Raw genomic sequence first — 13158 nt, 5'->3', positions numbered from 1 at the left:
TCACATCAGCGAGAAGTCGCGCTCGAACTTCATCAGGTGCTGGCCGCCGTCGACCAGCAGCGTGGTGCCGGTGATGGCCGGGTTGGCCAGCGCGAAGACCACGGCGGCCGCCACGTCGGCGGGCGCGGACGAGCGGCCGAGCGGGCTGAGGCGGTGCAGCTCGCTGAACTTCTCGTCGCTGATCAGGTGGCTGGTCAGCGTGAGCCCGGGCGCCACGCCGACCACGCGCAGGCGCGGCGCCAGGGCCTGGGCCAGCAGGGTGTTGGCGGCTTCCAGCGCGGCCTTGGACAGGGTGTAGCTGAGGAAATCGGGGTTCGGGTTCCAGAGCTTCTGGTCCAGCAGGTTGACCACCGCGCCGCTGGCGTCGCGCGCGGCCAGGTGGGCGTGCAGGGCCTGGGCCAGCACGATGGGCGCGGCGGTGTTGCTGCGCAGGTGCTGCTCCAGCGCGGCGTAGCCGAAGCTGGCCGCGTCGTCGTGCTCGAAGCGCGAGGCGCTGTTGACCACGGCGTCGAGCTGGCCGAAATGCTGGACCACGCGCGGCAGCAGGCCGCGCACCGCAGCCTCGTCGTCCAGCTCGGCGTCAAACGCGGCCGCGTCGCCCGCCAGGCGGGCGCAGTCGGCCGCGGTCTGCAGGGCCTCCTGCTGCGAGTGGCGGTAATGCACGGCCACCTGCCAGCCCGCGCCGGCCAGCGCCAGCGCGATCTCCCGCCCCAGCCGGCGGGCGGCGCCGGTGACGAGCACCGTGCGGGGGCGAGTGGCCGCGGGGGCGGAGGCAGACATTCGGGGACAATCCGGGGGTGAGCAAAGAACCGGATAGTTTAACGACCGCCCTGCACAAGCTGGTGCTGAGGGCCATTGAGGGCGCCGGCGGCTGGCTGCCGTTCGACCGCTTCATGGCCCTGGCGCTGTACGCGCCGGGCCTGGGCTATTACGCCAACCCGCTTCCGAAGTTCGGCCTCCTGCCCGAGTCGGGCAGCGATTTCGTGACCGCCCCCGAGCTGAGCCCGCTGTTCGGCCGCACCCTGGCCGCCCAGGTCGGCGAGGCCTTGCAGGCCACCGGCACGGACGAGGTCTGGGAGTTCGGCGCGGGATCGGGCGCGCTGGCGCTGCAGCTGCTCGACGCGCTGGGCCCCCAGGTGCGGCGCTACACCATCGTCGACCTCTCGGGCAGCCTGCGCGCGCGCCAGCAGGCGAGCCTGGCAGCCCATGCCGGCAAGCTGGCCTGGGTCGACCAGCTCCCCGAGGCCATGCAGGGCGTGGTGGTCGGCAACGAGGTGCTGGACGCCATGCCGGTCAAGCTGCTGGCGCGCCACGGCGGCGCGGCTGGCGGCGTCTGGCACCAGCGCGGCGTCGCCCTGCAGGACGGCGCCCTGGCCTGGGCCGACCGACCCACGGACCTGCGCCCGCCGATCGCCGTTCCGGGCCCGCACGACTACCTGACCGAGATCCACCCGCAGGCCGAGGCCTTCGTCGCCACGCTGGCCGAGCGCCTGCTGGCCAGCCAGGCTTCAGGCGGGAAGGGCGGTGCGGCCTTCTTCATCGACTACGGCTTCCCCGAGCGCGAGTACTACCACCCCCAGCGCCACATGGGCACGGTGATGTGCCACCAGGGCCACCGGGTCGACGGCGATCCGCTGGCCGAGCTGGGGCACAAGGACATCACGGCCCATGTCAACTTCAGCGGCATCGCCCTGGCCGGCCAGGACAGCGGGCTCAACGTGCTGGGCTACACCAGCCAGGCGCGCTTCCTGCTCAACTGCGGCCTGGTCGCCGGCATGGACGAGGCCTCGACGGCGCAGCGCGCGAACGCGCTCAAGCTGGTCAACGAGCACGAGATGGGCGAGCTGTTCAAGGTGATCGGCTTCTGCACCGGCCAGCCCTGGGACGCCCAGGGCTTTGCCGCGGGCGACCGCAGCCACCGGCTCTGATATGGCCCCCACGCTTGTCACTTCGTGTACCACGCTGCCCCCCGAGGGGGCCGAAGTCGCCTTGGGGCGGCCCGGCGGCGACTGAGCGAGGACGTCCCATGCTGCGCTGGCTGATCGTGGTGTTACTGGCCCTGGTGCTGATCAGCGGCCTGACGCCGCTGCTGAACAAGCTGGGCTTCGGCCGGCTGCCCGGCGACTTCCGCTTCCGGCTGTTCGGCCGCGAGTGGTTCATTCCGCTGACCACCACGCTGCTGCTGAGCGCTTTCGCGGCCCTGGTTGCGAAGTGGCTTTGACGGGCCGGGCTTGAAGCGCGGCGCCTCAGCCTCAAGTGCTGCTGCAAGAGGAACCCCGGCCATGAACCCCCTTCACATCGTCTGTCCGCATTGCCACACCACCAACCGCGTCCAGGCCGCGGACCTGTCGCACGCGCCCGACTGCGGCCAATGCCACCGGCCGCTGTTCACCGGCCAGCCGCTGGCGCTGGACGAGGCCGGCTTCGAGCGCCATGTGGGGCGCAGCCAGATCCCGCTGCTGGTCGATTTCTGGGCGCCCTGGTGCGGCCCCTGCCGCATGATGGCGCCGGCCTTCGAGCAGGCGGCGGCCCAGCTCGAGCCGCGGCTGCGTCTGGCCAAGGTCAACACCGAGGACGAGCAGGGCCTGGCGGCGCGTTTCAACATCCGCAGCATTCCCACGCTGGCGCTGTTCCAGGGCGGGCGCGAGCTCGCGCGCCAAGCCGGCGCGATGCGCTCGGCTGCCGACATCGCGCGCTGGGTGCAGTCGGTGCTCGGTTGAAGGCTTAAGTGTCGGCCGGCGGCAGCAGCTCTGGCCTGGCCGCGATGGCCGCGGCTCGCGCGGCGTGGATCAGCTCGCCGACCTTGGGGCCGGCGAGGCCGCGCGCCTGGGCCTGCGCCGCCACCTCGGCGGTGGCCACCGAGCGGGCGGCCGCCAGGGCCTGCTCAAGGCGCGCGCGCTGCGGGTAGGGCTGCTCGGCGAATCCCAGGCGGCCGCGCGCGTCGCATTCGCAGGCCTGCAGTACTTCGTCCAGGCGCTCGGGCTTGCGGAAGGCGTCGCAGCGCTCGAGCAGGCGCACCAGGGCCGCCGGACCCAGGCTGGCGCTGCGGTGGATGTTGCCGTGCTCGCGCGCCACCACCTCGGCCAGCTCGCGGCATTCCAGCGGGACGCGCAGGCGTTCGCAGAGCTTGCGCAGCAGGCGCACGCTGCGCTCTTCGTGGCCGATGTGGCGCGGCAGCAGCTCGGCCGGCGTCGTGCCCTTGCCCAGGTCATGCGTCAGGCAGGCAAAGCGCACCGGCAGCGTGGCCGAGAGGTGGGCACTCATCTCCAGCACCATCATCAGGTGCACGCCGGTGTCGACCTCGGGGTGGTACTCGGCGCGCTGCGGCACGCCCCATAGCCGGTCCACCTCGGGCAGCAGGCGGGCCAGGGCGCCGCAGTCGCGCAGCACCTCGAACATGCGCGCCGGGGCGGCTTCCATCAGGCCGCGCGCCAGCTCCTGCCAGACCCGCTCGGCCACCAGGTGGTCGGCCTCGCCCTCGTCCACCATCTCGCGCATCAGCTGCCGGGTCTCCGGGGCCACGCCGAAATCGGGAAAGCGCGCCGCAAAGCGCGCCACGCGCAGGATGCGCACCGGGTCCTCGCGGAAGGCCTCGGTCACGTGGCGCAGCACCCGCGCCGCCAGGTCGCGCTGGCCGCCGTAGGGGTCGACCAGCTGCGGAGCCCCGGACCCGCCGGGGGCCTCGGCCAAGGCCATGGCGTTGATGGTGAGGTCGCGCCGCGCCAGGTCCTGCTCCAACGTGACCTCGGGCGCGGCGTGCACCACGAAGCCGCGGTAGCCGCGCCCGCTCTTGCGCTCGGTGCGCGCCAGCGCGTATTCCTCGCGCGTCCCGGGGTGCAGGAACACCGGAAAGTCGCGGCCCACGGCCACGAAGCCCTGGGCCAGCATCTGCTCGGGCGTGGCGCCCACCACCACCCAGTCGCGGTCCTGCACCGGCCGCCCCAGCAAGGCGTCCCGTACCGAGCCGCCGACCCTGTAGATTTGCATGGCTGCAGTGTAGTGGCTGCGCCCAGGGCGACTTGTCCTGCCTGCCCGTTTCGCAGGCAGTCTAGACAAGTCATTGATTTGTCATATGAAATTCCGATTGCCTAGGGGATCTCAACAAACTTGTCCACAGAAAGGCTGGACGGATCTTAGTTTTGTTTTAGGCGATACGGCTCGTCGAACTCGATGAAGTCGTGCTCGGCCAAGGCGCCCTCGACCCAGGCCTTCACGCCGGGCAGGGCGCACAGGCGCTCGAGGTAGGCGGCTATGCGCGGCGGCACGGGCAGGGCATAGGTCTGGATGCGCATGGCCACCGGCGCGAAGAAGGCGTCGGCGACGCTGAAGGCACCGCACAGCAGGGGGCCGCCCGACAGGTCGAGCAGGTCTCCCCAGAGTGCCACCAGGCGGTCCAGGTCGGCGCGCACGGCGGGTTGGTCGCGCAGCACCAGGGCGCCGATCTCGGGCAGCCTGGCCTCGATGCTCATCGGGCAGGCGCTGCGCAGCGCGGCGAAGCCGCTGTGCATCTCGGCGCAGGCGCTGCGCGCGCGGGCGCGCAGCCGGGCCTCGGCCGGCCAGAGCTGGTGCTGCGGAAATTTTTCGGCCAGGTACTCGGCGATGGCCAGCGAGTCCCAGACCGCCCAGCCATCGTCGACCAGCACCGGCACCTTGCCCGTGGGGCTGACCGCGCCCACGGTGCGCTTGAAGGCCGATCCGGCGTCGAAGCCGTCGAAGCGCACAGCGACTTCCTCGAACGGGATGCCAGCCTGTCGCATCAGCACCCAGGGGCGCATGGACCAGGTCGAGTAGTTCTTGTTGCCTATGTAGAGCTTGAGCATGGCACCTCCTGTAGAAAGGGGCGATGCTAGCGCGAGGCGCGGCCTGGATTGATGAGAATTCTGCCGGCCATTGATGCACCACCCGCCCGCCGGCCTTCAGCGTCCGGCAGACTTGCGCAGCTCCGTCAGGTGCTCGTGCGGCCCGCCATGGCCCAGGTAGCCGGGCGCGATGCTGGCCAGCGGCGCGGCGTGGATGCCCAGGTCCGCCAGGCCCGGCAGGCTGCCCGAGGCCACGTTGTCGACCTGCAGCGAGGCCAGGTTGTCGCGGCTCATCAGCGGCTGGCCCGGCGCCAGCTCCATCAGCAGGGCCTGCAGCTGGCCCAGTGGCCGGGGCAGCGGGATCACGGGCCGGCCCTTGCCCTCGTTGGCGCCGGACCACTGGCCGGCCAGGCTGACCAGCTGCTTGAGCGTGAACACCTCGGGGCCGCAGAGCTCGTAGGTCTGGCCCATGGTCTTGTCGTCCTGCAGGCAGCGCAACAGCGCCTCGGCCACGTCCTCGACCCAGACCGGCTGGAAGCGTGCGTCGGCGCCGGCCAGCGGCATGAACGGCAGGCTCTGCTGCAGCTTGGCGAACAGGTTGAGGAAATGGTCCTCGGCGCCGAACATCACGCTGGGCCTGAGCACGGTGAGGTCCAGGTCGGCCTCGCGCAGCACCGCTTCGCCCTCGGCCTTGGTGCGCTGGTAGTTCGAGGGGCCCTCCAGGCTGGCGCCCAGCGCGCTGATATGGACCACGCGGCGCACCCCCTGGGCCGCGCAGGCGCGCGCCAGCTTCTGAGGCAGCTCGACGTGGACATGCTGGAAGGCCGTCGGGCTGCCGTGCAGGATGGCCACCAGGTTGACCACCGCGTCCTGCCCCTCGACCAGGCGGCGCAGCGTGGGCTCGTCGTGCACGTCGGCTTTCACGGTCTCGACCAGGGGCAGGGTCAGCAGGTGGCGCGCGCTGTCCTCGTGGCGCGTGGGCACGGTGACCGGCCACTCGAGCAGCGAGACTTTTTCGCACAGATGGGTGCCGACGAAGCCGGAGCCACCGAGAACAAGGAGTTTGCGCATGGTCTCAATTTAATCGCTGGCGCGGTGCCGGTAAAGGGGGTGGCGCAGCTCTCAACGCATAATCCGGCCACATGGAAACCAAGTGGCTAGAGGACTTCGTCAGCCTCGCTGAAACCCGCAGCTTCAGCCGCTCGGCCCAGCTGCGCCATGTCACCCAGCCGGCGTTCTCGCGCCGCATCCAGGCGCTGGAGGCCTGGGCCGGGGTGGACCTGGTCGACCGCAGCTCCTACCCCACACGCCTGACGCCGGCCGGCGAAACCCTGTACGCCCAGTCGCTGGACATGCTGCAGGCGCTGCAGAGCACGCGCGCCATGCTGCGCGCGCATGCCTCGGCCGCGCAGGACGTGATCGAATTCGCGGTCCCGCACACCCTGGCCTTCACCTTTTTCCCGGCCTGGGTGTCGGGCCTGCGCGAGAGCTTCGGGCCGATCAAGAGCCGGCTGATCGCGCTCAACGTGCACGACGCGGCGATGCGCCTGGTGGAGGGCGGCTGCGATCTGCTGATCGCCTACCACCACGCCTCCCAACCGCTGCAGCTCGACGCCGACCGCTACGAGTTCGTGACGCTGGGCCAGGAGTCGCTGGCACCTTATGTCAAGGCCGACGCGCATGGCCAGCCGCTGCTGCGCCTGCCCGGCAGTCCCGGTCAGCCGCTGCCCTATCTGGGCTACGCGCCGGGCGCCTACCTAGGGCGCGTGACCGAGCTGATCCTGAAGCAGTGCGGCCAGGCCATCCACCTGGACCGGGTCTACGAGACCGACATGGCCGAGGGCCTGAAGGTCATGGCCCTGGAGGGCCACGGCGTGGCCTTCCTGCCCAACAGCGCCGTCCGTAAGGAGTTGCGCGCGCGCAAGCTGGTGTCGGCCGCGCCGCCGGGCCTGCAAGGGCTGGAGCTGGCCATGGAGATCCGTGCCTACCGGCAAAAGCCGCAGGGACGGGAAGCGCCGCCGCGCCATGCGGCCCAGGCGCTGTGGGATTTCCTGGCAGCCCGGACCGCCGCCCGCACGGTTGTCAGGTAGTTTATAAATTTCCTGCATGGATTGGCCGAGAATCGGCATTGGCGTTTCACCGGTGTGACACGTACAGTCCAGCGCGCTGCGGGCACGAACACTGCTAGTGCCCGTTGCGGGAGGGCTGCCGGTGCCGCTTAGACGAGGGTTTTCCGGGTGCCCCGCGAAGAGCGGATGCCTAGAATGCCCCTACCCTTTCATTCCCATGCATGACTGCGAGGAACCTTAGTATGAAGAAACATCTGATCGCTTTCGCCGTCGCGGCCCTGGCTGCTGGCTCGGCCCTGGCCCAGGCCAACGACACGCTGGCCAAGATCAAGTCCAGCGGCAGCATCACGCTCGGCGTGCGCGAATCTTCGGGCGCCTTGTCCTATACGCTGGGCGGCGGCAGGTACGTGGGCTTTCATACCGAGATGGCCGAGCACATCGTCAGCGACATCCGCAAGTCGCTGGGCCTGTCGCAGCTGGAGGTGAAGTACCAGCCGGTGACCTCGCAGAACCGCATCCCGCTGGTGCAGAACGGCACCGTGGACCTGGAGTGCGGCTCCACCACCAACAACGCGACGCGCGCCAAGGACGTGGCTTTCGCCGTGACCACCTACCTCGAGGAGGTGCGCATCGCGGTCAAGGCCAATGCCAACATCAACTCGATCCGTGACCTCAACGGCAAGACCGTGGCCACCACCACCGGCACCACCTCGGTGCAGACCCTGCGTCGCAACGAGCGCGCCGGCGGCATTGACTTCAAGGAGGTGATGGGCAAGGACCACGCCGACAGCTTCCTGCTGCTCGAGTCCGGCCGCGCCGACGCCTTCGTGATGGACGGCTCCATCCTGGCCGGCAACATCTCCAAGGCCAAGAACCCGGCCGACTTCAAGATCGTCGGCGAGGTGCTTTCGGTCGAGCCCATCGCCTGCATGATGCGCAAGGACGACTCCGCGTTCAAGAAGGCGGTGGACGACAGCATCAAGCGCCAGATCAAGGACGGTTCGCTCGCCAAGCTCTACGACAAGTGGTTCATGCAACCCATCCCGCCGACCAACACCAAGGTCGGGCTGCCGCTGTCCGAGGGCACCAAGCAGGCCTGGGCCAACCCGAACGACAAGCCGATGGAAGAGTACAACAAGAAATGAGCCATCCGTAGGCGTGGGCGCCCGCCCTGGGGCGGGCGTTTTTATTGGACACAGTCCGCCAAGACAACAAGAGCAAAGGTTCCTCCATGGCAAACTGGGAATGGCAGGTGTTCTGCAAGGACACCATCGAGGGCGCGGTCGTCGAGCGCTGCTTCGGCAGCAACGGCGACATCACTTATCTGGACTGGCTGCTGTCGGCCTGGGGCTGGACCGTCTCGGTCTCGCTCAGCGGCCTGGTGCTGGCGCTGCTGGTCGGCTCGCTCATTGGCGTGATACGCACGCTGCCCGCCAGCCCCGGCTGGGTGCGCCTGGGCAACGCCTGGGTCGAGCTGTTCCGCAACGTCCCCCTGCTGGTGCAGATCTTCCTCTGGTACCACGTGGTGCCGGCGCTGGTGCCGCCCATGAAGGAGGTGCCCCCCTTCCTGCTGGTCGTGTTCGCGCTGGGCTTCTTCACCTCGGCGCGCATCGCCGAGCAGGTGCGCGCCGGCGTGCAGGCCCTGCCCAAGGGCCAGCGCTACGCGGGCATGGCCGTGGGCTTCACCACGGCGCAGACCTACCGCCATGTGATCCTGCCCATGGCCTACCGCATCATCATCCCGCCGCTGACCAGTGAGTCCATGAACATCTTCAAGAACTCGTCGGTGGCGTTCGCGGTGTCGATCGCCGAGCTCACCCAGTTCGCGATGCAGACCGGCGAGGAGACCTCGCGCCCGATCGAGATGTACCTGGCGGTGACGGGGCTCTACATCGTGTCGGCACTGGCGGTCAACCGCATCATGGCCTTCATAGAGAAGCGGGCCCGCGTGCCCGGTTTCGTCGCGGCGGGCGGCACCGGAGCGGGGCACTGAATGAAACGCCCCCACGCTCATCACTCCGTGTATTCGCTGCCCCCCGAGGGGGCCCAGGCCTCCCTTGGGGCGGCCCGGCGGGAGGCCTGACATGATCCAACTCGACTTTTCCTTCTACAACTGGGACGTCATCTCCAACTTCGTGCTCAAGGGCCTGGGTTTCAGCGTCTTCCTGACCTTCGTGGCCACGCTGGGCGGCATCTTCTTCGGCACGCTGCTGGCGCTGATGCGCCTGTCGGGTCGCAAGTGGCTGGATCTGCCGGCCGCGATCTACGTCAACGGCATGCGCAGCATCCCGCTGGTGATGGTGATCCTCTGGTTCTTCCTGCTCGTGCCCTTCGTGATCGGCCGCCCGATCGGCGCCGAGTATTCGGCCATCATCACCTTCGTCGCCTTCGAGGCCGCCTACTTCAGCGAGATCATGCGCGCCGGCATCCAGTCGATCCCGCGCGGCCAGGTCTTCGCGGGCCAGGCGGTGGGCATGAGCTACGGGCAGAACATGCGGCTGGTGATCCTGCCCCAGGCCTTCCGCAACATGCTGCCGGTGCTGCTGACCCAGACCATCATCCTGTTCCAGGACACCTCGCTGGTCTACGCGATCGGCGCCTACGACCTGCTCAAGGGCTTCGAGACGGCCGGCAAGAATTTCGGCCGCCCCATCGAGTCCTACCTGCTGGCCGCCCTGCTGTATTTCGTGATCTGCTACGCCCTGTCCTGGCTGGTCAAGCAACTGCACAAGAAGATCGCCATCATCCGTTGAGTGCTGGAGAGAACAAATGATCGAACTCAAGAACGTTTCCAAGTGGTATGGCCCGGTGCAGGTGCTGACCGATTGCTCCACCAGTATCCAGAAGGGCGAGGTGGTGGTGGTCTGCGGCCCCTCGGGCTCGGGCAAGTCCACGCTGATCAAGACCATCAACGCGCTCGAACCCTTCCAGAAAGGCGAGATCTACGTCGACGGCGTGCCGGTGCACGACCCCAAGACCAACCTGCCCCGGCTGCGCAGCCGCGTCGGCATGGTGTTCCAGCATTTCGAACTGTTCCCGCACCTGTCGGTGACCGAGAACCTGACCATCGCCCAGGTCAAGGTGCTGGGCCGCAGCGTCGACGAGGCCAGGACACGGGGCCTCAAGATGCTGGACCGGGTCGGCCTGATGGCCCACAAGGACAAGTTCCCGGGCCAGCTCTCGGGCGGCCAACAGCAGCGCGTGGCGATCGCGCGCGCCCTGTCCATGGACCCCATCGTCATGCTGTTCGACGAGCCGACCTCGGCGCTGGACCCCGAGATGGTCGGCGAGGTGCTCGACGTGATGGTCGGTCTCGCCAAGGAAGGCATGACCATGATGGTGGTCACGCACGAGATGGGCTTCGCGCGCAAGGTGGCCAGCCGCGTGATCTTCATGGACGTGGGCGGCCGCATCCTGGAGGACTGCAGCAAGGACGACTTCTTCGACCATCCGGAGAACCGCCAGCCGCGCACCAAGGAATTCCTCAACAAGATACTGCAGCACTGAGGCCAGTCCGCCAGCGCGGGCTGGCGGACTGGCGAGAAACCGGCGTGCGGTGGCGGATTGCGCGGTAGGCACTGGCGCGGCCGCGCGCTACGATAGCCGCCAGAGCCGCCTTGTCGGCGACCGTGGAGGATGGCCATGAACTCCGAAGCTCTGCCCGTCACGATCCTGGGTGCCGGCAAGATCGGCCTCGCCATCGCGCTGTTGCTGCAGCGCAGCGGCAGCTACCTGGTGCGCGTGGCCGACCGCGATCCGCAGCGCCTGGCCCTGCTGGCCGACCTGGGCTGCGAGGCGGTGCCGCTGGACCTCGCCAATGACGCGGCCCTGGGCGAGGCCCTGGCCGGGCGCTTCGCCGTGGTCAACGCCCTGCCGTACCACCGCTCGGTGGCGGTGGCGCGCCTCGCCGCGGGCCTGGGCGTGCATTACTTCGACCTGACCGAGGACGTCAAAAGCACCCGCGCCATCCAGGCCCTGGCGCCGACGGCGGACACGGTGCTGATGCCGCAATGCGGCCTGGCGCCGGGTTTCATAGGCATCGTGGGGCACGACCTGGCCAGCCGCTTCGACACCTTGCAGGACCTGCACCTGCGCGTGGGGGCCTTGCCGCGCTTTCCGGTCAACGCGCTGCGCTACAACCTGACCTGGAGCACCGAGGGCCTGATCAACCAGTACTGCAACCCCTGCGAGGCCCTGGTCGATGGCCAGCATGTGGAACTGCAGCCGCTGGAAGGCCGCGAGACCTTCGCCCTGGACGGCGTCGAGTACGAGGCCTTCAACACCTCGGGTGGCCTCGGCACGCTGACGCGCACCCTGCACGGCCGGGCGCGCAACGTGGACTACAAGTCGGTGCGCTACCCCGGCCATGGCGCCATAATGAAGCTGCTGCTCAACGAGCTGCGCCTGCGCGAGCGCCCCGAGCTGCTCAAGCAGATCCTGGAGGAGGCCGTGCCCTCGACCGATCAGGACGTGATCGTGATCTTTGCGACCGCCTCGGGCCAGCGCGGCGGCCGCCTGCTGCAGGCCTCCTACTCGGCGCGCATTCTGGGCACCAGCATAGGCGGCCAGCTGCTGACCGCGATCCAGCGCACCACGGCGGCCAGCCTGTGCGCGGTGCTGGACCTGGTGCGCGAGGGCCGGCTGCCGGCGTCCGGCTTCATCGCCCAGGAGCAGGTGCCGCTGCCGGCCTTCCTCGGCAACCGCTTCGGCCTGGTCTTTGCCGAAGCTTCCCTGGAGCATCTCCAATGACGAGCCTTCCCCATCCCCAAGTGAGCGCGCTGTTCCAGCGCCTGGGCGTCGCCTTGCCGGCCGCGGAAGGCGGCCCGCGCCAGCTCGGCAGCCGCTCGCCGATCGACGGGGCCGAGCTGGCGCAGCTGCCGCGCAGCACACCCCAGGCCATGGAGGACTCGGTGCAGCGGCTCAAGGCCGTGCAGGGCCGCTGGGCCGCCTTGCCCGCGCCGCAGCGCGGCGAGCTGCTGCGCCAGTACGGCCTGCTCCTGCGCCAGCACAAGCAGGCCCTGGGGGAACTGGTCACGCTGGAGACCGGCAAGATCGGGCAGGAGGGCCTGGGCGAGGTCCAGGAAATGATAGACATCTGCGACTACGCCCTGGGCCTGTCGCGCCAGCTGTTCGGCCTGGTCATCGCCTCCGAGCGCCCCGAGCACAAGATGCTCGAGACCTGGCACCCGTTCGGCATCTGCGGCGTGATCTCGGCCTTCAACTTCCCGGTGGCGGTCTGGGCCTGGAACGCGGCCCTGGCCCTGGTCTGCGGCAACGGCCTGGTCTGGAAGCCCTCGCCCAAGACGCCGCTGTGCGCGCTCGCCGTCCATGGCCTGCTGCGCCAGGCGCTCGAGGCGGGGGCGCCGGCCTTCGCCGAGATCAGCCAGCTCTGGCTGGGCCAGGGCGAGGAGGGGCAGGCGCTGGTCGATCACCCGGACATACGCCTGATCAGCGCCACCGGCTCCACGGCCATGGGTCGCGCCGTCGGCCAGGCCTGCGCGCTGCAGTTCAAGCGCGCCATCCTCGAGCTCGGCGGCAACAACGCCGCCGTGGTCTGCGCCAGCGCCGACCTGGACCTGGCGCTGCGCGCCATGGTGTTCGCGGCGGTCGGCACCGCCGGCCAGCGCTGCACCACGCTGCGCCGCGTCTTTGTCCACGAGTCGGTCTACGACGCGCTCGCCACCCGCCTCAAGCAGGCCTATGCGAGCGTGGCCATAGGCGATCCGCGCGAGGCCGGCACCCTGGTCGGTCCGCTGATCGACGCCCGCGCCGGCGAGGCCATGCAGGCGGCCCTCGCCGAATGCCGCATTTTCGGCAACACCGTGACCGGCGGCGAGCGCCTGCTGCAGCAGCGCTTCCCCGAGGCCTGCTACGTGCGGCCGGCGCTGGTGGAGACCGAGGCGCAGCACGCCACCATGCTGCGCGAGACCTTTGCGCCCATCCTCTACCTGTGCCGCTTCAAGGAGCTCGACCAGGCGATCGCGCTGAACAACGCCGCCAGCCACGGCCTGTCCTCCTGCATCTTCACCGACTCGCTGCGCGAGGCCGAACGCTTCACCTCGGCGCTGGGCAGCGACTGCGGCATCGTCAACGTCAACATCGGCACCAGCGGCGCCGAGATCGGCGGCGCCTTCGGCGGCGAGAAGGAGACCGGCGGCGGCCGCGAATCGGGCTCGGACGCCTGGAAGTCCTACATGCGGCGCGCCACCAACACCATCAACTATGGCCGGACCCTGCCGCTGGCGCAGGGCATACGCTTCGACGTCTGAGCACGGGCCTGCCGGCAGGGT

The 13158-nt window shown here is 69.4% G+C and carries 14 protein-coding genes; 10 read left to right on the top strand and 4 right to left on the bottom strand.

Annotated features, from left to right (window positions below):
* A complete protein-coding gene (locus FFS10_RS15595) occupies positions 1-780 on the bottom strand; it encodes an SDR family oxidoreductase (protein WP_137895393.1) in 780 nt (259 codons plus the stop codon).
* A 17-nt stretch (positions 781-797) separates the two neighbouring features.
* Between FFS10_RS15595 and FFS10_RS15590 the strand changes: the two genes are divergently transcribed.
* The 3 genes from FFS10_RS15590 (at position 798) to trxC (ending at position 2720) form a co-directional block, all read left to right on the top strand.
* A complete protein-coding gene (locus FFS10_RS15590; protein ID WP_171016094.1) occupies positions 798-1928 on the top strand; it encodes a class I SAM-dependent methyltransferase in 1131 nt (376 codons plus the stop codon).
* Positions 1929-2026: 98 nt separating this feature from the next.
* Positions 2027-2221 (top strand): DUF2905 domain-containing protein, encoded by a 195-nt coding sequence (locus FFS10_RS15585; protein WP_137895392.1) that lies wholly within the window; start codon positions 2027-2029, stop codon positions 2219-2221.
* Positions 2222-2282: 61 nt separating this feature from the next.
* On the top strand, positions 2283-2720 hold the full coding sequence (gene trxC / locus FFS10_RS15580) for a thioredoxin TrxC (RefSeq protein WP_137895391.1): 438 nt from the start codon (positions 2283-2285) through the stop codon (positions 2718-2720).
* 4 nt (positions 2721-2724) lie between these two features.
* On the opposite strand, the gene FFS10_RS15575 is transcribed toward trxC, so the two are convergent.
* From FFS10_RS15575 to FFS10_RS15565, 3 genes are all read right to left on the bottom strand, one after another.
* On the bottom strand, positions 2725-3987 hold the full coding sequence (locus FFS10_RS15575) for a multifunctional CCA addition/repair protein (protein ID WP_137895390.1): 1263 nt from the start codon (positions 3985-3987) through the stop codon (positions 2725-2727).
* 146 nt (positions 3988-4133) lie between these two features.
* On the bottom strand, positions 4134-4820 hold the full coding sequence (locus FFS10_RS15570; RefSeq protein ID WP_137895389.1) for a glutathione S-transferase family protein: 687 nt from the start codon (positions 4818-4820) through the stop codon (positions 4134-4136).
* A gap of 96 nt (positions 4821-4916) precedes the next feature.
* A complete protein-coding gene (locus tag FFS10_RS15565; RefSeq protein WP_137895388.1) occupies positions 4917-5870 on the bottom strand; it encodes a complex I NDUFA9 subunit family protein in 954 nt (317 codons plus the stop codon).
* A gap of 71 nt (positions 5871-5941) precedes the next feature.
* Here FFS10_RS15565 and FFS10_RS15560 point away from each other — a divergent pair, with 71 nt between their 5' ends.
* The 7 genes from FFS10_RS15560 to amaB all read left to right on the top strand — a co-directional run bounded on the left by FFS10_RS15560 (position 5942) and on the right by amaB (position 13137).
* Complete coding sequence (locus FFS10_RS15560; protein ID WP_137895387.1) at positions 5942-6889, top strand: LysR family transcriptional regulator; 948 nt, start codon at positions 5942-5944, stop codon at positions 6887-6889.
* A 221-nt stretch (positions 6890-7110) separates the two neighbouring features.
* Complete coding sequence (locus tag FFS10_RS15555) at positions 7111-8013, top strand: amino acid ABC transporter substrate-binding protein (protein ID WP_137895386.1); 903 nt, start codon at positions 7111-7113, stop codon at positions 8011-8013.
* A gap of 86 nt (positions 8014-8099) precedes the next feature.
* Positions 8100-8861 carry an amino acid ABC transporter permease gene (locus FFS10_RS15550; RefSeq protein ID WP_137895385.1) on the top strand — a complete coding sequence of 254 codons (762 nt, stop codon included), beginning with the start codon at positions 8100-8102 and terminating at the stop codon, positions 8859-8861.
* Positions 8862-8952: 91 nt separating this feature from the next.
* On the top strand, positions 8953-9621 hold the full coding sequence (locus FFS10_RS15545; RefSeq protein WP_137895384.1) for an amino acid ABC transporter permease: 669 nt from the start codon (positions 8953-8955) through the stop codon (positions 9619-9621).
* Between the two features lie 16 nt (positions 9622-9637).
* Positions 9638-10375 carry an amino acid ABC transporter ATP-binding protein gene (locus FFS10_RS15540; protein WP_137895383.1) on the top strand — a complete coding sequence of 246 codons (738 nt, stop codon included), beginning with the start codon at positions 9638-9640 and terminating at the stop codon, positions 10373-10375.
* A 135-nt stretch (positions 10376-10510) separates the two neighbouring features.
* On the top strand, positions 10511-11617 hold the full coding sequence (locus tag FFS10_RS15535; RefSeq protein WP_137895382.1) for a saccharopine dehydrogenase family protein: 1107 nt from the start codon (positions 10511-10513) through the stop codon (positions 11615-11617).
* Positions 11614-13137: an L-piperidine-6-carboxylate dehydrogenase gene (gene amaB, locus FFS10_RS15530; protein ID WP_137895381.1), complete on the top strand. Its 1524-nt coding sequence runs from the start codon at positions 11614-11616 to the stop codon at positions 13135-13137. The genes FFS10_RS15535 and amaB overlap by 4 nt, the downstream gene beginning before the upstream one ends.
* Positions 13138-13158: the final 21 nt, after the last annotated feature.

It is taken from the genome of Ramlibacter sp. 2FC (assembly GCF_005503345.1).
Classification (GTDB): Bacteria; Pseudomonadota; Gammaproteobacteria; order Burkholderiales; family Burkholderiaceae_C; genus SCMQ01.
This window is presented reverse-complemented; position numbering and strand designations above follow the sequence as displayed.